The organism is Pseudomonas sp. LB3P25 (assembly GCF_054897985.1).
The window spans coordinates 3,853,836-3,872,186 of record NZ_CM142711.1 but is presented as its reverse complement, the minus strand read 5'-3'; the positions used below and the strand labels follow the sequence as shown (position 1 = coordinate 3,872,186).

Sequence of the window (18,351 nt, the reverse complement as noted above, 5' to 3'; positions counted from 1 at the left end):
GTCCCCCTGTGGGAGCGAGCCTGCTCGCGAAAGCGGCGTGTCAGGCGACATCAATACTGACTGGTACGGCCCCTTCGCGGGCAGGCTCGCTCCCACAGGGTTCTGCGCTAATATGCCCCTCACTCAAACAAGAACAAGGCTCGCCTCGGTCAATGTCGGAAAAAGACACCATCTCCATTCAACTGGTGCGTGAAGCGCTGTTGCAAAGCTGCGCCCCGGGAGTCGCTACCGAAGAGGTATTGAACAAAGTCGGCATCGATCCGGCACTTCTCGAAAGCAGCGATGCACGCGTTCCGGCCACAGCATATGCACGTCTTTGGCGTTTGCTGGCCCGACGCCGGGACGATGAGTTTTTTGGCATGGACCCACGCAAACTCAAATCCGGCAGTCTGGCGTTTCTCTGTCGCTGCGCCATGGTTCAGCCGAGCCTGGCCGCCGGTCTGACCTCGGGTTTGAGCTTTTTGTCGCTGATGCTCGAACACCTGCCCGCGCAGCTGGTTCGTCAGCAAAGCCTGGCGGAAATCGTCCTGCTCGAAGACGACCAGGACCCGCGCCGCGCCTTCACTTATTTCACTTACTGGATGATCGTTCACGGCGTCGCCTGCTGGCTGGCGGGGCGGCGGATTCCGATCCTGGCCATCGAGTTGCGCTGCCCGGCACCGGATTTCTGCGATGACTATCAGGTGATGTTCTCCGAGAACCTGCGTTTCGACCGGCCGCGCACGCGGATGATTTTCTCCGCCGAGTGCCTGGACTTGCCGATCAAACGCAGCGCGGACGAACTCAAGCGTTTCCTGGCCCATGCGCCAGCCAATATTCTGGTCAAGTACCGCGACCCGCAGAGCCTGGCCAGCCGGATCAAGCACGATTTGCGGCAACTGCCCGCCGAACACTGGCCGGAAACCGAACCCCTGGCACAACAGCTGTGCATGTCGGCTTCCACCCTGCGTCGGCGCCTGGCCGAAGAGGGCCAGACTTACCAAGGGCTCAAGGACAGCGTGCGCAAGGAGCTGGCGATTGTTTGGCTGGCCGAGCCTGCGATTAGCTTCGCCGAGATTGCCACGCGTTTGGGGTTTGCCGACGCCAGCTCGTTCTACAAGGCGTTTCGCAAGTGGTCAGGGTCAAATCCGGGGCATTACCGGAGTTTGATCCTCAATGAGGCGAGCTGATCCGGATTGGGTGGTGATGCAGCCGGCCTCTTCGCGAGCAGGCTCGCTCCCACATTTGGAATGCGTTCCCCTGTGGGAGCGAGCCTGCTCGCGAAGAAGCCCTGGCAGGCACCACATCCCTTGAATCTTGGCCAAACCAGTCACGCAACTTGATAGCTTTGACCATTGTCCCGCGCCCCGCGCAGAGCGAGTATTTCCCTGTTAATTACGGTTCCCCCAACCTAATAAAAATACAGTGGGATTCTGGCAATGCGCGATTATTTGTCTGCTACATCACAGTTCAATTATCAGCACACCGTCGATACCGCGCTGGCGGGCGATTTGACTGCCCTCAACGCGTGCGTCGAGTGTTGCGACCGGCATGCCTTGCCGGGGCGCATCGCGCTGTTCTGGGAAGGCCGCGACGGCGCCAGCGCGACCTACACCTTCAGCGACTTGCAGGACAAAGCTGCACGTTTCGCCAATTTCCTCCTGGCACAGGGCGTGAAAAAGGGCGACAAGGTGGCCGGTCTCCTGCCACGTAACATCGAACTATTGATCACCGTATTCGCCACCTGGCGCATCGGCGCGGTCTATCAGCCGCTGTTTACGGCCTTCGGCCCGAAAGCCATCGAACACCGCCTCAGTTGCTCAGGCGCCAAAGTGGTGGTCACCGACGCGGGCAATCGCTCCAAACTCTCTGAAGTCGCCGACTGCCCGACCATCGTCACCGTCGCCGGCCCTAAAGGCCAAGGCATCGTCCGCGGCGATTACAGCTTCTGGGCCGAACTGGCCAATTATTCTCCTGAGTGCGAACCGGTCCTGCTGACCGGCGAAGACCCGTTCCTGCTGATGTTCACGTCGGGCACTACCGGTCCGTCGAAAGCGCTGTCTGTGCCGCTCAAGGCCATCGTCGCCTTCCAGAGCTACACCCGTGACGCCGTGGACTTGCGCCCCGAAGACGCCTTCTGGAACGTCGCCGATCCGGGTTGGGCCTATGGCATCTATTTCGGGGTCACCGGGCCCATGGCCATGGGGCATCCGATCACCTTTTACGATGGCCCGTTCACCCTCGAAAGCACCTGCCGGGTGATCAACAAATACGGGATCACCAACCTCACCGGTTCGCCGACGGCCTATCGCCTGCTGATTGCCGGTGGCGACGAATTCGCCCGCTCGATCAAGGGCAAGCTGCGCATCGTCAGCAGCGCCGGCGAGCCGCTGAACCCGGAAGTGATTCGCTGGTTCGCCGACAACCTCGGCGTGGTCATTCACGACCACTATGGCCAGACCGAACTGGGCATGGTCCTGTGCAACCACCATGGCCTGGAGCATCCGATCCACATGGGCGCCGCCGGTTTCGCCTCGCCGGGCCACCGTATCGTGGTGCTGGATGACGAGTACAAAGAACTCGGCGTCGGCCAGCCGGGCATTCTGGCCATCGATCGCACCCAGTCGCCGATGTGCTGGTTCGCCGGTTACGAAGGCGCACCGACCAAGGCCTTCGTCGGCAACTATTACCTGAGCGGCGACACCGTTGAGTGGAACCCGGACGGCAGCATCAGCTTCGTCGGTCGCAGCGATGACGTGATCACCACCTCCGGCTACCGGGTCGGTCCGTTCGATGTGGAAAGTGCGTTGATCGAACACCCGGCCGTGGTCGAAGCAGCCGTGGTCGGCAAACCCGATCCAGAGCGCACCGAACTGGTCAAAGCCTTTGTCGTACTCAGCCCGCAATACCGTGCTGCGCCGGAACTGGCCGAAGAACTGCGCCAACACGTGCGCAAACGACTGGCCGCGCACTCGTACCCCCGTGAAATCGAATTTGTCAGCGAGTTGCCGAAAACCCCAAGCGGCAAATTGCAGCGCTTTATCTTGCGCAACCAGGAAATCGCCAAGGCTCAAGAGGCCGCCGCGAAGAACGTTTCAGCTTGAATCCAAGGAAACAATGATGCAGATCGAAAACAAGATTTTTCTCGTCACCGGCGGTGCGTCCGGTCTCGGTGCAGCCACGGCTGAAATGCTGGTCGCGGCGGGCGCCAAAGTGATGCTGGTGGACATGAACGCCGAAGCCGTTGCGGCCCAGGCTGAACGTCTCGGCGCTAAAAGCGTGGTGGCGGACATCAGCAACGAAGCCGCGGCTGAAACCGCCGTGCAGGCGACGGTCAAAGCCTTCGGTGGCCTGAATGGTCTGGTCAACTGCGCCGGCATCGTGCGCGGTGAGAAGATCCTCGGCAAGAACGGCCCCCACGTGCTGGCCAATTTCAGTCAGGTGATCAACGTCAACCTGATCGGCAGTTTCAATATGCTGCGCCTGGCGGCTGCGGCGATCGCCGAAACCGAAGCGGATGCCGACGGCGAGCGCGGCGTGATCATCAACACCGCGTCGGCCGCCGCGTACGACGGCCAGATCGGTCAAGCCGCTTATGCTGCCTCCAAAGGCGCGATCGTCAGCCTGACTTTGCCCGCCGCCCGTGAACTGGCGCGCTTCGGCATCCGCGTGATGACCATCGCCCCCGGCATTTTCGAAACCCCGATGATGGCCGGCATGCCCCCGGAAGTCCGCGCGTCCCTGGCCGCTGGCGTGCCGTTTCCGCCACGTTTGGGCAAACCGAGCGAGTATGCCGGGCTGGTCAGGCATATCATTGAAAACAGCATGCTCAATGGCGAGGTGATCCGTCTCGACGGCGCCTTGCGCATGGCCGCCAAGTAAGGAGGATTTGTCATGACCATTTCTAACGATCCCATTGTTATCGTCAGCGCCGTCCGCACCCCGATGGGTGGTTTCCAGGGCGAACTGAAAAGCCTGACCGCACCACAACTCGGTGCTGCCGCGATTCGCGCCGCCGTCGAACGCGCCGGTGTGGCGCCAGACTCGGTTGAAGAAGTGCTGTTCGGTTGCGTCCTGTCCGCCGGCCTCGGCCAGGCGCCGGCGCGCCAAGCCGCATTGGGCGCCGGGCTGGATAAATCGACCCGCTGCACCACCCTGAACAAAATGTGCGGTTCGGGCATGGAAGCGGCCATTCTGGCCCACGACATGCTGGTGGCCGGCAGCGCCGACGTGGTTGTCGCCGGCGGCATGGAAAGCATGTCCAACGCACCGTATCTGCAGGACCGCGCCCGCAGCGGTTACCGCATGGGCCACGGTCGTGTACTTGATCACATGTTCCTCGACGGCCTGGAAGATGCCTACGACAAGGGGCGCCTGATGGGCACCTACGCCGAGGATTGCGCCGAAACCAACGGTTTCACCCGTGAAGCCCAGGACGCGTTTGCCATTGCCTCGACCACCCGCGCGCAGCAGGCGATCAAGGACGGCAGCTTCAAAGATGAGATCGTGCCGCTCACCGTGACCGTCGGCAAAGAGCAGGTGCTGATCAGCAATGACGAACAGCCACCGAAAGCCAAACTGGACAAGATCGCTTCCTTGAAACCGGCGTTCCGCGAAGGCGGCACGGTGACGGCGGCGAATTCCAGCTCAATTTCCGATGGTGCCGCGGCGCTGGTGTTGATGCGCCGTTCCGAAGCTGAAAAGCGCGGCCTGAAACCACTGGCAGTGATTCACGGCCACGCGGCGTTTGCCGACACCCCGGGCCTGTTCCCGGTGGCACCGGTGGGCGCGATCAAGAAGCTGATGAAAAAAACCGGCTGGTCCCTGGACGAAGTCGATCTGGTCGAAGTCAACGAAGCCTTCGCCGTGGTCAGTCTGGTGACCATGACCAAACTGGAAATCCCTCACGAGAAGATCAACGTTCACGGCGGCGCTTGCGCCCTCGGTCACCCGATCGGTGCATCTGGCGCGCGGATTCTCGTGACCTTGCTCTCGGCCCTGCGCCAGAAAGGCCTGAAACGCGGCGTTGCAGCGATCTGCATCGGCGGCGGCGAAGCCACGGCCATGGCCGTTGAATGCCTGTATTGAGACTGGCGCTATCCCAATGTGGGAGCGAGCCTGCTCGCGAAGGGGCCCTGTCAGTCAGCATCACAGTTGAATGACACACCGCATTCTTCGGAACGCCGCCCGGAGCCGGCTCGCTCCCACAGGTTCTGCGCCGAAAGGATAATTTTAAGGATTTGGCATGATTCCCAATGACGAACAACTTCAGATCAGCGACGCGGCCCGGCAGTTTGCCCAGGAACGGCTGAAACCGTTCGCCGCCGAGTGGGACCGCGAACACCGCTTCCCCAAGGAAGCCATCGGCGAGATGGCCGAGCTGGGCTTCTTCGGCATGTTGGTGCCGGAAGAGTGGGGCGGTTGCGACACCGGTTACCTGGCCTACGCCATGGCCCTGGAAGAAATCGCGGCCGGCGACGGCGCTTGCTCGACCATCATGAGCGTGCACAACTCGGTGGGTTGCGTGCCGATTCTCAAGTACGGCAACGACGACCAGAAAGAGCGTTTTCTCAAACCTTTGGCCAGCGGCTCGATGCTCGGGGCTTTTGCCCTCACCGAACCGCAGGCCGGCTCCGACGCCAGTGGCTTGAAAACCCGTGCCCGTCTGGAAGGCGATCATTACGTGTTGAACGGCTGCAAACAGTTCATCACCTCCGGGCAGAATGCCGGGGTGGTGATCGTGTTCGCCGTGACTGATCCGAGTGCCGGCAAACGTGGTATCACGGCGCTGATCGTGCCGACCGATTCGCCGGGCTACAAAGTCGCGCGGGTCGAAGACAAACTCGGCCAGCACGCGTCTGACACCTGCCAGATCCTGTTCGAAGACGTGAAGGTGCCGGTGGCCAACCGGTTGGGCGAGGAGGGCGAAGGCTATCGAATTGCCCTGGCCAACCTCGAAGGGGGCCGTGTCGGCATCGCTTCGCAATCGGTGGGCATGGCCCGCGCAGCGTTCGAAGCGGCCCGGGACTATGCCCGCGAGCGTGAAAGCTTCGGCAAACCGATCATCGAACATCAAGCGGTAGCGTTCCGCCTGGCGGACATGGCAACCCAAATTGCCGTCGCCCGGCAAATGGTGCATTACGCGGCGGCGTTAAGAGACAGCGGCAAACCGGCCTTGGTCGAAGCGTCCATGGCCAAGCTGTTCGCCTCGGAAATGGCTGAGAAGGTCTGCTCCGCAGCCTTGCAAACCCTCGGCGGTTACGGTTACTTGAACGATTTCCCGCTGGAACGGATCTACCGCGACGTGCGGGTTTGCCAGATCTACGAAGGCACCAGCGATATTCAGCGCATGGTCATTTCGCGCAATCTTTGAGAAGGAAGCTACTTGTGAACTACGAAACGATTTTGTTGGAAACCCATGGTCGAGTTGGCCTGATCACCCTGAACCGTCCGCAAGCGCTGAATGCGTTGAACGCGCAAATTGTCAGCGAGCTGAACCACGCCCTCGATGGCCTGGAAGCCGATTCGAACATTGGCTGCATCGTGCTGACCGGCTCGAAAAAAGCGTTCGCGGCCGGCGCCGACATCAAGGAAATGGCCGAACTGACCTACCCGCAGATCTACCTCGACGACCTGTTCAGCGACAGCGATCGCGTGGCTAACCGCCGCAAGCCGATCATTGCCGCCGTCAACGGTTTCGCCTTGGGCGGTGGTTGTGAACTGGCGCTGATGTGCGACTTCATCCTGGCCGGCGACAACGCCAAATTCGGTCAGCCGGAAATCAACCTCGGCGTACTGCCGGGCATGGGCGGCACCCAGCGCCTGACCCGCGCCGTGGGCAAGGCCAAGGCCATGGAAATGTGCCTCAGCGGTCGCTTGATCGATGCGGTGGAAGCGGAGCGTTGCGGGATTGTGGCGCGGATTGTTCCGGCTGATGAGTTGCTGGAAGAAGCGTTGAAAGTCGCGGCGCTGATTGCCAAGAAGTCGTTGCCGATTGCAATGATGATCAAGGAAAGCGTCAACCGCGCGTTTGAAGTGAGCCTGTCGGAAGGTGTGCGCTTTGAGCGTCGGGTGTTCCATGCGGCGTTTGCGACGCAGGATCAGAAGGAAGGGATGGCGGCGTTTATTGGTAAGCGTGAGGCGGAGTTTAAGGGTAAGTGATATTGCGGGGGTGGTCTTGAAATCCACCCCTCACCCTAGCCCTCTCCCCAAAGGGTAGAGGGGACTGACCGAGTTGTTTTGTAGAAGTTCTTCGACCTGCAATTCCGAGCCGAACTCAAGTTTGAATAGCTTGAAGATCTGCTCCCTTTCCCCCTCTCCCCTATGGGAAGAGGGCTGGGGTGAGGGGTGGATTTCAAAGACCACCCCCGATCCCAAACATCACACCAAATAGTTCTTAAGCTCCCGAGCAATCACCATCCGCTGTATCTCGCTTGACCCTTCATAAATCTGCGTAATCCGCGCATCCCGGTAATAACGCTCCACCGGGTAATCCTCCAGATACCCATACCCGCCATGAATCTGCATCGCCGACGAACACACCTTCTCGGCCATCTCCGACGCAAACAGCTTCGCCTGTGAAGCCTCCGACAGACACGGCTTGCCGGCACTGCGCAAGCGTGCAGCATGCAAGATCAGCAGTCGTGCCGCGTTCAATCGGGTGTGCATGTCGGCCAGCATGTTGGCAATGCTCTGGTGTTCGATGATCGGTTTGTCGAACTGCACCCTATCCCGCGAATAGGCCAGCGCCGCTTCAAATGCCGCGCGGGCAATGCCCAACGCCTGCGCGGCGATGCCGATGCGGCCGCCTTCGAGGTTGGAGAGGGCAATCGCCAGTCCCTTGCCGCGCTCACCGAGCAGGTTGGCTTCGGGAATCGTGCAGTTGTTCAGGGTGACGGCGCAGGTATCGGAAGCACGGATGCCCATTTTGTGTTCACTGCGGTCGACGATGAACCCCGCTGTTTCGGTCGGCACCAGGAACGCCGAGATGCCGCGCTTGCCCAGATCCGGATCGGTCACCGCGAACACGATGGCCAGTTTCGCCCGTTTGCCATTGCTGACGAATTGCTTGGCGCCGTTGATCACCCATTGGCCGTCGCGCAGTTCAGCGCGGGTGCGCAGGTTGTGGGCTTCGGAACCGGCCTGGGGTTCGGTCAGGCAGAAGCAGCCGATGGCCTGACCGCTCGCCAGATCCGGTAGCCAGGTCTGTTTCTGTTCTTCAGTGCCGTAGTTGAGGACCGGACCGCAGCCCACGGAGTTGTGAATGCTCATCAGTGCGCCAGTGGCGCCGTCACCGGCCGAAATCTCTTCCACGGCCAAGGCGTAGGCGACGTAGTCGACATAGGTGCCACCCCATTCCTCGGGCACCACCATGCCCAGCAGACCCAGCTCTCCCATCTTCGCCACCAGACCGTCATCGATCCAGCCGGCCTTTTCCCAGGCCTGGGCGTGGGGCGCGATTTCGCCGCGGGCAAAGTCCCGGGCCATGTCGCGGATCATGACTTGCTCTTCGCTCAATTCGATATCGTGCATGGCTCAGCTCCCGCTTTGGTCAAAACCCGTGAAGAAACTCGCGACGTGCTCGGCGTCCAGCGCCTGCAAGGTCGGCGGGTTCCAGCGCGGTTTCTTGTCTTTGTCGATCAGCAAGGCGCGTACGCCTTCGATCAGGTCGCCGCGCTCGAACCACTGACGGTCCAGGTGCAGCTCAAGGGCGAAGCAGTCTTCCAGACTCAGGTGCCGGCCGCGACGGAGCATTTCCAGGGTCACGCCCATGGCCAGCGGTGAACGGCTTTCCAGCAGGTCGGCGGTGGTCGTGGCCCACTCGTGGCTGTCGGCGACCGTTACTTCACGCAGTTGCTCAACAATACTCGGCACATCGGGCAGGGCGAAGAAGTGATCGATGGCCGGGCGCAACGCCGCCAATGGCGGAGCCGGCAGTTGCTGCACGGCGAGTTTCGCCAGCAGACCTTGAAGGTCTTTCAACGGGGTTTCGTGCCATTCGAGCTGATCGAGTTGCTCGTCCAGAGAGCCCAGCTTGTCGCTTTCCAGGTACCAGTCGGCCAGGCCGCAATAGAGCGCATCGGCGGCGCGGATTTGCACGCCGCTGACGCCGAGGTAAATACCCAGTTCACCGGGAACGCGCGGCAGGAAATGGCTGCCACCGACATCCGGGAAATAACCGATCGCCACTTCCGGCATCGCCAAACGGCTTTTCTCGGTGACCACCCGCAGGTCGGCGCCTTGTACCAGGCCCATGCCGCCGCCCAGGACAAAACCGTCCATCAAGGCGAGCACAGGTTTGCGGTAGTGGTGGATCGCGAGGTCGAGGGCGTATTCCTCGACGAAGAAATCTTCGTGCAGCGTGTCGCCGTTTTTGAAGCTGTCGTACAGCGAGCGGATGTCACCGCCGGCACAGAAAGCCTTCTCGCCAGCACCGCGCAACACCACCGCGTGTACGTGCGGATCCAGTGCCCAGGCGTCGAGCTGACGCTGCAGGCTGCGCACCATGTCCAGGGTAATGGCGTTGAGGCCGGTGGGGCGATTGAGGGTCAGGTGACCGATGTGGTTGCGAACCTCGGCCAGCACTTCGTTTTGCGTGGCATCCATGGACGAAGTCCCCTTCGATGAAACCTGAGCAGTCATCACTAACTCCCTGCTTTTATTGTTCTTTATAGAGAAGCTCGCGCGCGAGCGATGCTGGATCGTAACAGTGCAAATTTGTGATGTACAACCGGGATATGTGCAGGTCTCGTCTGCATTTTTGTAATGCTGGCGAAGAATTCCTCTGCGAAAACGGCCGCGGGCCGGGCTTACGACAGATTCGGCTGTCAAAACAGCCTTATCAGCGCAATCCGGGTGTCTACACCGGCCAGTACGACACCTGCACCCGATCATCTGTTGGCATTCTGGCCTCGGGTTTGAAGCCGTCTGTGCCGAGGGTTTCAGGCCGGGTGCCGCTGAGTGCGGCCCACCGTGCAAAACAATAAGAACGCTGTTGCGGTGTTAGCCGCATCGACTCTCTGTTCCTGCCCATAAAGGTGGCCTGGTTAGCCTGGCCGCGATAACTCCAATCAAATCGGGATTCAAGAAGATGAAGACTCATTGGCTGAGCTTGTCGGTACTCGCATTGCTGTGCTGCTCCACTGGCGCCAGCGCCAAGGAATGGAAAGAGCTGCGATTCGGCGTCAACCCGAGCTACCCGCCTTTTGAATCCACCACCGCCGATGGCGGCGTGCAGGGCTTTGGCGTGGATTTGGGCAACGCGATCTGCGCCGAATTGAAGGTGAAATGCGTGTGGGTCAGCAATGACTTCGACGGGCTGATTCCGGCGCTCAAGGCCGGTAAGTTCGATGCCATCGAATCGTCGATGACGGTGACCGACGCGCGTAAAAAGCAGATCGACTTCACCGATCGCCTGTATGCCGGGCCGACCGCTATCGTCACCCGCAAGGATTCCGGGCTGATGCCCACCGCCGAGTCGCTGCAGGGCAAAACCATCGGTTACATGCAGGGCACGATTCAGGAAACCTACGCCAAGGCCAAACTGGCACCCGGCGGCGTGAAACTGCGTGCCTATCAGAATCAGGATCAGGTCTACGCCGACCTGGTATTTGGTCGCCTCGACGCCTCCATCCAGGACAAGATGCAGGCGCAAATGAGCTTTTTGACCTCACCGCAAGGGGCTGACTTCAAGAACAGTGAAGGCATCAGCGACCCGTTGGTCCCCTCCGACATCGCCATCGGCGTGCGCAAGGACAACGAAGAACTCAAAGGCATGCTCAATGCCGCCATCAAGGCCCTGCATGACAAGGGTATCTACGCGCAGATCCAGCAGAAACACTTCGGCGATCTGGACCTCTACAACTACTGATCCTCGCGCCCCGAAGGCTGCGTTCTGGTAACAGGCGCAGCGTTTGAGCGCGGGCGCCTCAAGACAGGTGACTGACGTGAACTCCTTCCTGAATCTGATCGGGGTCGATCTCTCGGCCCTGCAAGGCTATGGCCCTTTGTTGCTGCACGGCACCTGGGTCACTCTGAAATTGTCAGCGCTCTCGCTGCTGGTGAGCATGGCGCTGGGCCTGCTCGGCGCGGCGGCGAAACTGTCGCCGCTGAAGCTGTTGAACCTGCCGGCGACCTTCTACACGACGCTGATTCGCGGTGTGCCGGACCTGGTGCTGATGCTGCTGATTTTCTACAGCCTGCAAGGCTGGCTGAGCAGCCTGACCGAGGCCATGGGCTGGCCTTACATGGAAATCGACCCGTTCGTGGCCGGCGTCATCACCCTTGGGTTTATCTACGGTGCGTATTTCACCGAGACCTTTCGCGGGGCGATTCTGAGCGTGCCGCGCGGCCAGCAGGAAGCCGCCGCGTGCTTTGGTCTGAATCGCTGGCAGCGGTTTCGCTTCGTGGTGTTCCCGCAAATGATGCGTTTCGCCTTGCCGAGCCTCGGCAATAACTGGCTGGTCCTGCTCAAGGCCACGGCGCTGGTGTCGATCATCGGTTTGTCGGACCTGGTCAAGGTTGCGCAGGAAGCCGGTAAAAGCACCTTCAACATGCTCGATTTCCTGCTGCTGGCAGCGGCGTTGTATTTGCTGATCACCAGCGCGTCCAACTACGTTTTGCGCATGCTGGAACGGCGCTATAACCAGGGTGTGCGGGGGATGGCACGATGATCGAGTTGATTGCCGAATACTGGAAACCCTTTCTGTTCAGCGACGGCTACAGCCTCACCGGGTTGGCCATGACCTTGTGGCTGCTGGTGGCGAGCATTGTGATGGGGTTCTTCCTGTCGTTGCCATTGGCGATCATGCGCACCTCGCGCTGGGGATTGCTGCGCTGGCCGGTTCAGCTCTTCACTTATGTGTTTCGCGGTACACCGCTGTATATCCAGTTGCTGATTTGCTACAGCGGGATCTATGGCATCGCCGTGGTGCGCTCGCAGCCGTTGCTCGAAGCATTTTTCCGCGATGCGATGAATTGCACCTTGCTCGCGTTCACGCTCAACACCTGCGCCTACACCGTGGAAATCTTCGCCGGGGCGATTCGCAGCATTCCCTACGGTGAAATCGAGGCCGCCCATGCGTATGGCTTGAGTGGCTGGCGCCTGTACCTGCGGCTGATTCTGCCTTCGGCATTGCGCCGGGCACTGCCGTATTACAGCAACGAAGTGATCCTGATGTTGCACGCGACTTCAGTGGCGTTCACCGCCACCATTCCGGACATCCTCAAAATCGCTCGGGACGCCAATGCCGCGACCTTCATGACCTTCCAGGCCTTCGGCATTGCCGGGCTGCTGTACCTCACGCTGTCGTTCGGCCTGGTCGCAGCCTTCCGCCTGGCAGAGAAGCGCTGGCTGAGTTTTCTCGGCCCGACTCACTGAACCCCATTTTTTATCCAGAGCGGTGCCGCCAGGCGCGCCGCTCCAGGAGTGCTGACATGTACAAACTCACGGTTGAAAATCTGTATAAACGTTTTGGTGACAACGAAGTGCTCAAGGGCGTCTCGTTGAACGCACGGGCAGGCGATGTGGTGAGCATGATCGGCGCCAGCGGTTCGGGTAAAAGCACGATGCTGCGCTGCATCAACTTTCTGGAGCGCGCGGACGAAGGCGCCATTGAACTGGACGGCGAGCGCGTCATCACGCGCCCGGGTGCCGGTGGCATGCGCGTCGCTCATCCGGCGCAATTGCAGCGTTTGCGCACGCGCCTGGCGATGGTGTTCCAGCATTTCAATCTGTGGAGCCATCTGACGGTGCTGGAGAACATCGTGCTGGCGCCATGTCGGGTGCTGGGGATCAGCTGCAAGGCCGCCGAAGCGAGTGCGCGGGCTTATCTGGACAAGGTCGGTTTGCCGCAACGAGTGGCCGATCAATACCCGGCGTTTCTGTCCGGTGGACAGCAACAGCGGGTGGCAATCGCGCGTGCCCTGGCGGTGGAACCGGAGATTCTGTTGTTCGATGAGCCGACCTCGGCACTCGATCCGGAATTGGTGGGTGAGGTGTTGAAGGTCATTCAGGCACTGGCCGAAGAAGGCCGTACCATGTTGATGGTGACTCATGAGATGGGGTTTGCCCGGCAGGTTTCCAGCCAGGTGTTGTTCTTGCATCAGGGAAAGGTCGAGGAGCAGGGTGACGCAACGATCCTCGACCAGCCAAAAAGTGAACGTTTGCAGCAATTTCTATCGGGTCGTTTGAAGTGAGGCAAGACGTACATGGCGGATATCCGCGATCTGTCGATCGTGCTTGATCGTATCGATCAGGCAATCATCGAAGTGCTGCGCCACGAAGGGCGCATCACTTATCAAAAGCTTTCCGAGCGTGTGCACCTGACGCCCAGGCCGTGCCTGGAACGGGTGCGCAAGCTCGAACAGCTCGGGGTCATTCGTGGGTATGGCGCGATTCTCGATGAAAAGAAACTGACACCAGGCTTGTCGTTGCTGGTGTTGGTTGCGTTGTCCAACCAGAGTGGGCGGGCGGCGCAAAAGGCGTTCGAAGCCAAGGTCCGCGCCTGCCCGCAGGTGCTGGAATGTCGGTTGATCAGCGGTGCGTTCGACTACAGCTTGCGCATGCGTTGCCGGGACATGGAGCATTACCGGGTGCTGACCGAAGTCTGGTTCGATGACCCGGATTTGCACATCGACAAGTTGGTAAGTCATCCGGAATTGGCGATGGTCAAGACCACGATGGAATAAAACTGCCCCCGGCCCTGGTAGCAGCTGTCGAGCCTGCGAGGCTGTGGTGAGGGGATTTAGCGAAACGTCGCACCGCCCCGTTGGGCTGCGAAGCGGCCCCTGTTTTTCCAGCCACACCGCGTCCAATGGATTACGACGGCTTCGCCGCCGAACGGGGATAAATCCCCTCACCACAGCCTCGCAGGCTCGACAGCTGCTACAGACCTTCGCCGAATCGGCTGAGCGATTCAGAATCTTCAGCCGTTTCCATCACAACCAACCCCCCTTATCAACCGGGTTTTCCCGGCGCCGAAACAGACAATGAGTACCTCTTAACCCTCATTGAATCTGTGCCCATGCAAACCACCAATACCGTTTTGATGATTCGCCCGACACGTTTCTCCTTCAATCAGGACACGGCGGCGAACAACCGTTTCCAGCAGCCGGCCGACGTCAGCGAAGACGTTCAGCAAAAGGCCCTGCAAGAGTTCGATGGCTACGTTGCCGCGCTGCGTAACCACGGCGTCGAAGTCATGGTGCACAACGACCGCGAAGCGCCGCATACCCCGGATTCGATCTTCCCCAACAACTGGTGGAGCAGCCATCCCGACGGCACATTGGTGCTGTACCCGATGCAGGGCCACAACCGGCGTCTGGAGCGGGACAAAGGCGTGCTCGACTGGCTGCGGGATGAGTACCGGGTGGAACAATTGCTGGACCTTTCCAGTCTCGAACAGCAGGAAGTGTTCCTCGAAGGCACTGGCAGCATGGTGCTGGATCGTCAGCAACGGATTTGCTTCGCCGGGTATTCCACCCGCACCCATGCCCGCGCTCTGGATCAGGTGGTCAGCCACCTTGGTTACGAGTTGTGCGCCTTCAACGCGGTGGACCGCCAGGGCGTCGCGATTTACCACACCAACGTAATGATGAGTGTCGGCACGCGCCTGGCCGTGGCTTGCCTGGCGTCGGTCACGCACCCGGCCGAACGCCTGGCCCTGCGTAAACGCCTGGAAGACAGCGGCAAGAAGGTCATCGCCCTGAGCTGGGAGCAGCTGGAATCCTTCGCCGGCAACATGCTGGAGGTCCACAACGCCGCGGGCGAACCCTTGCTGGTGATGTCGCGCACGGCCTGGCAATCGCTGGATGCCGCTCAGCGTCGCTTGATCGAAACCCACACCACGCCACTCCCCGTGAATATCGACACCATCGAGCGCATCGGCGGCGGCAGCGCGCGCTGCATGCTGGCCGAGGTCTTTCTGTCCAAACGTCAGGTTACCCAGGAGCACGTGCAATGATCGTTCGTCCAGCCACACCGGCAGACCTGCCGGCACTGTTAGCCCTGGCCCATAGCGCCGGGACCGGTTTGACCACCTTGCCGGCCGACGCGGGGCGTCTGCGTCAGCGTCTGGAGTGGGCGGCGAAAACCTTCGCCGGCGAGGCCGAACGCGCCGATGCCGATTACCTGTTTGTGCTCGAGAATGACCAGCATGAAGCCATCGGTATCTGCGCACTGGCCGGTGCCGTCGGCCTGCGCGAGCCCTGGTACAACTATCGACTGGGCCTGTTTGTGGCGGCTTCGAAAAACCTCGGGATCAATCAGCAGTTGCCGACATTGTTCCTCGGTAACGACATGACCGGCCATTCGGAGCTGTGTTCGCTGTTTCTGCATGCCGATCACCGCAGCGGTCTGAACGGGCGTTTGCTGTCCAAGGCACGGTTCCTGTTTCTGGCGGAGTTTCGTCAGCACTTCGGTGAAAAGGTCATTGCCGAAATGCGCGGCTACTCGGACGCAGAGGGTGTTTCACCGTTCTGGGAAGGTCTGGGGCGGCACTTCTTTAAAATGGATTTTGCCGATGCCGACTACCTGACCGGCCTGGGCAACAAAACGTTCATCGCCGAACTGATGCCCAAGTTTCCGCTGCCAACCTGCCTGTTGCCAGAAGCGGCGCGAACCGTCATCGGTCGGGTTCACCCCAACACCGAACCGGCGCTGGGCATGCTCAATGCCGAAGGATTCGAGCACCGCGACTACATCGACATCTTCGACGGCGGCCCGCTGATCGAATGTGCCACTGGGGATATCCGCGCGGTGCGCGACAGCCAGGTGCTGCAACTGAGCATCGGCACACCGGGTGAACAGGCGGCGACGTACCTGATTCATAACCGTCAATTTGCCGAGTGCCGGATTACCGCGGCGCCGGCGCGGGTGGCCGCGGGTACGTTGATTGTCGATGCAGAGACTGCGAAAAGCCTTGGGTTGAGTGCCGGATCATCGGTGCGTGCGGTGAGTCTGGCGGTGCCGGTGCGGCAACAGTCAGCAGCCTAAACAGATTTTTGGGTTGGCGCTGAACCTGTGGGAGCGAGCCTGCTCGCGAAGGGGCCCTGTCAGTCAATATTGATGTTGAATGACACACCGCCTTCGCGAGCAGGCTCGCTCCCACAGGGGATCTGTGTTTCTTCAGGTTCTATTGCTGAGTACTTCACCAATACTGCGCCGTTTGGCATGCAACTCACTGGCATGGATCAACTGTTCCAGGTCTTCGGGAGTGACGTCGAAGAAGGCTTCCATGTCCGCCAGGGCCAGTTTCAGGTCCTGGGCGGTGATCGCCTGGCTGTCGGTGGGCGGGTGGTCGGCCGGCACCCTGGACGCCGGTTCGCTGGCGCGTTTTGGGTAACGAATGCGCGTCAGGTTGTTGTAGGCCAGGGCGCTGAGCAGCATGGTCGATCCGCTGAGCATCACCGGGCCGAGGGCTTTCCAGTCCAGGGCAATGGTCGCTGGGTCTGCCAACACCAAAAGCAGTGCCAGCGCCCCGGCCGGTGGGTGCAGGCAACGCAGCCAGCACATCAGAATCAGCGCCATGCCGGCCGCCAGGCAAGCGCTGCCGAGGGTTCGTCCGAGCACGTGAGCGACCAGCAGCGAAACCACCCCGGCGCTGAGGTAGCCGCCAAGAATCGACCAGGGTTGGGCGAGGGCGCCGGAAGACACTGCGAACAGCAACACGGCCGATGCGCCCAGCGGACCGATCAGATGCTGCGCCACTTGCATACCGAATACCTGGCTGCACAGCCAAACACTGAACATCGTGCCCAGGGACATGCCGATGGCGGCGCGGCTCCATTCGGAGGGGCGAGTGTTGATGGCGGCGGGAAACCAGCGAGCAAACATGAGGCAGACGATCCGTTGAAAAAAACGAGGCAAAAAAAAGGCTTAGCTGGGATACCCAGAAAGCCCTTGAAGTTGTTCCAACTATTGGGGGAGGAACGGGCACAGTGTGCCGTCGATTCCTGATGCTGACAAATTCATATTAATGCAGCTTTAGTGCATTAATTTTGCTGTAAGGCCACCCGGCGACCACTCATGAAACACAGAAAACCGCCCATGGCGGTCAGCGTGCTCAAGGCATAAAACATCGTTGGCGCGGGGGTGTGCATCAGCAGGAAACCGCAAATCACCGGGCTCAGGGCGCCGCCGAGGGCCGCGAGGTTTTGCGCGCCGTAATAGCTGCCGCGCAGTTCTTCCGGGGCCAGGGTGTCGACGAAGAGAAATTCGGCGGGGTAAATGATCATTTCACCGAGGGTGAAGATGAACATTGCGACGCACCAGCTCACAAGGCTGTCGGCCAGGCTGAATCCGATCAACCCGACGATGAACAGACTGGTACCGCCCGCGATCCAGTAACGCAATTGTTCGCGTTTGAGGAATCGGCCGATCTGGTATTGCAGCAGGATCACGCTGATCGCATTGCAGGCGAGCAGGGCGGCCATGGTTTCCAGTGCCCGTTTGGAATCGTGGGTCACCAGCAGGTATTGCGACAGGTACAGAGTGAAACGGCCGTGGACCACGGTACTGAGCAGGCAGCCGCAGGTGAACATGATCAGCGTGCGGTCGTTCTTCAGGGTGACCAGCGTCTTGAGAAAACTCGCGGGCTGGCCAATCACGGGTGCCTGGGCCGAGTCCTTCGGTATCCCGATCATCAGGAAAATACTGAAGAACGCGATGCCGCCGGCTATCAGGAACGGTGCAATCGGGTACACGCCGGCAATCACCACACCGAGCATCGGGCCGGTGGCGTAGCCGATGTTGGTCAAGGTGTAGCGCAGGGAAAACGCCTTGGCGCGCTGGCCCATGGGCAGGTTTTCACTGAGGATCGCCTTCGAGCCGATCAGGAACAGCGCCGAGGCAGTTTCGGTGATCACCAGGGTGGCGGTGGTCAGGTAGAGGTTGTCGGCGAAGGTCAGCAGCACAAAGCCGATGGCGCTGGAGAGCATCGCGAGGATCAGCAGTCGGCGCTTTTCGAGGCGGTCGATGATGTAACCGCCGTAGAGCGCGAGCAACGTGGCGATGAACACCGCGATGCCCAGCAGCAAGCCAACGTCCTGTTGGTTGAGGCCGAGTTTGTTGCTCAGGAACAACGTCAGCAGCGGGCTGGTAATGGCGCGGCTGACGACGATGGTCAGCGAAACGATCATCAACCGGCGGATAACGAGTGAGTAAGTGGCCACGGTGGTGCGGATGTCCTTATTTTGGTGTTTGGCTTGGGATCCACCCCTCACCCTAACCCTCTCCCCAGAGGGGCGAGGGGACTGACCGAGGTGTTCTTTCGAAGTACATCGACCTGAAATTCCGAGTCGAGCTCAAGTTTTGAAAGCTCAGATATTTGCGGCATCGAGTCGAACTCAGGCCTTGAAAGGCATGAAGATCGG

The 18,351-nt window shown here is 60.4% G+C and carries 17 protein-coding genes; 13 read left to right on the top strand and 4 right to left on the bottom strand.

The features are described 5' to 3' along the window. Positions 1-152: 152 nt before the first annotated feature. The 6 genes from ACYZTW_RS17555 (at position 153) to ACYZTW_RS17530 (ending at position 7,140) form a co-directional block, all read left to right on the top strand. Positions 153-1,169 carry an AraC family transcriptional regulator gene (locus tag ACYZTW_RS17555; protein ID WP_462001075.1) on the top strand — a complete coding sequence of 339 codons (1,017 nt, stop codon included), beginning with the start codon at positions 153-155 and terminating at the stop codon, positions 1,167-1,169. Between the two features lie 249 nt (positions 1,170-1,418). Beyond that, the gene (locus ACYZTW_RS17550) at positions 1,419-3,083 is read left to right on the top strand and encodes an AMP-binding protein (protein WP_462001074.1); all 1,665 of its coding nucleotides are present in this window, start codon (positions 1,419-1,421) and stop codon (positions 3,081-3,083) included. Positions 3,084-3,099: 16 nt separating this feature from the next. Next, entirely contained in the window at positions 3,100-3,861 is a 762-nt protein-coding gene (locus ACYZTW_RS17545; RefSeq protein ID WP_462005780.1) for an SDR family NAD(P)-dependent oxidoreductase, read from the top strand. Positions 3,862-3,873: 12 nt separating this feature from the next. Continuing rightward, entirely contained in the window at positions 3,874-5,067 is a 1,194-nt protein-coding gene (locus ACYZTW_RS17540; RefSeq protein ID WP_462001073.1) for an acetyl-CoA C-acyltransferase, read from the top strand. A 157-nt stretch (positions 5,068-5,224) separates the two neighbouring features. After that, positions 5,225-6,352, top strand: a complete 1,128-nt coding sequence (locus ACYZTW_RS17535) for an acyl-CoA dehydrogenase (protein ID WP_140678919.1) — start codon at positions 5,225-5,227, stop codon at positions 6,350-6,352. Between the two features lie 14 nt (positions 6,353-6,366). Further along, on the top strand, positions 6,367-7,140 hold the full coding sequence (locus tag ACYZTW_RS17530) for an enoyl-CoA hydratase (protein WP_462001072.1): 774 nt from the start codon (positions 6,367-6,369) through the stop codon (positions 7,138-7,140). A 219-nt stretch (positions 7,141-7,359) separates the two neighbouring features. Here ACYZTW_RS17530 and ACYZTW_RS17525 read toward each other — a convergent pair whose 3' ends face one another. Further along, the gene (locus ACYZTW_RS17525; RefSeq protein WP_462001071.1) at positions 7,360-8,511 is read right to left on the bottom strand and encodes an acyl-CoA dehydrogenase family protein; all 1,152 of its coding nucleotides are present in this window, start codon (positions 8,509-8,511) and stop codon (positions 7,360-7,362) included. Between the two features lie 3 nt (positions 8,512-8,514). Beyond that, positions 8,515-9,621, bottom strand: a complete 1,107-nt coding sequence (locus ACYZTW_RS17520) for an enoyl-CoA hydratase/isomerase family protein (RefSeq protein ID WP_462001070.1) — start codon at positions 9,619-9,621, stop codon at positions 8,515-8,517. A 448-nt stretch (positions 9,622-10,069) separates the two neighbouring features. On the opposite strand from ACYZTW_RS17520, the gene ACYZTW_RS17515 reads away from it, so the two are divergent. The 7 genes from ACYZTW_RS17515 (at position 10,070) to astA (ending at position 15,973) form a co-directional block, all read left to right on the top strand. Continuing rightward, positions 10,070-10,849, top strand: a complete 780-nt coding sequence (locus tag ACYZTW_RS17515; RefSeq protein ID WP_462001069.1) for a transporter substrate-binding domain-containing protein — start codon at positions 10,070-10,072, stop codon at positions 10,847-10,849. Positions 10,850-10,925: 76 nt separating this feature from the next. Next, a complete protein-coding gene (locus ACYZTW_RS17510; RefSeq protein WP_462001068.1) occupies positions 10,926-11,651 on the top strand; it encodes an ABC transporter permease in 726 nt (241 codons plus the stop codon). After that, complete coding sequence (locus ACYZTW_RS17505; protein ID WP_462001067.1) at positions 11,648-12,358, top strand: ABC transporter permease; 711 nt, start codon at positions 11,648-11,650, stop codon at positions 12,356-12,358. Before ACYZTW_RS17510 ends, ACYZTW_RS17505 begins: the two co-directional genes overlap by 4 nt. A 56-nt stretch (positions 12,359-12,414) precedes the next feature. Then, positions 12,415-13,176 (top strand): ABC transporter ATP-binding protein, encoded by a 762-nt coding sequence (locus ACYZTW_RS17500; protein WP_462001066.1) that lies wholly within the window; start codon positions 12,415-12,417, stop codon positions 13,174-13,176. 12 nt (positions 13,177-13,188) lie between these two features. Beyond that, positions 13,189-13,668, top strand: a complete 480-nt coding sequence (locus ACYZTW_RS17495) for an Lrp/AsnC family transcriptional regulator (RefSeq protein WP_007974731.1) — start codon at positions 13,189-13,191, stop codon at positions 13,666-13,668. A gap of 335 nt (positions 13,669-14,003) precedes the next feature. Further along, positions 14,004-14,942: a citrulline utilization hydrolase CtlX gene (gene ctlX, locus ACYZTW_RS17490; RefSeq protein WP_462001065.1), complete on the top strand. Its 939-nt coding sequence runs from the start codon at positions 14,004-14,006 to the stop codon at positions 14,940-14,942. Beyond that, the gene (astA, locus tag ACYZTW_RS17485) at positions 14,939-15,973 is read left to right on the top strand and encodes an arginine N-succinyltransferase (protein WP_462001064.1); all 1,035 of its coding nucleotides are present in this window, start codon (positions 14,939-14,941) and stop codon (positions 15,971-15,973) included. Before ctlX ends, astA begins: the two co-directional genes overlap by 4 nt. 132 nt (positions 15,974-16,105) lie before the next feature. Here the strand turns inward: astA and ACYZTW_RS17480 are convergent, their stop codons facing one another. Further along, a complete protein-coding gene (locus ACYZTW_RS17480) occupies positions 16,106-16,813 on the bottom strand; it encodes an HPP family protein (RefSeq protein WP_462001063.1) in 708 nt (235 codons plus the stop codon). A gap of 158 nt (positions 16,814-16,971) precedes the next feature. Then, the gene (locus ACYZTW_RS17475) at positions 16,972-18,150 is read right to left on the bottom strand and encodes an MFS transporter (RefSeq protein ID WP_462001062.1); all 1,179 of its coding nucleotides are present in this window, start codon (positions 18,148-18,150) and stop codon (positions 16,972-16,974) included. Positions 18,151-18,351 lie beyond the last annotated feature (201 nt).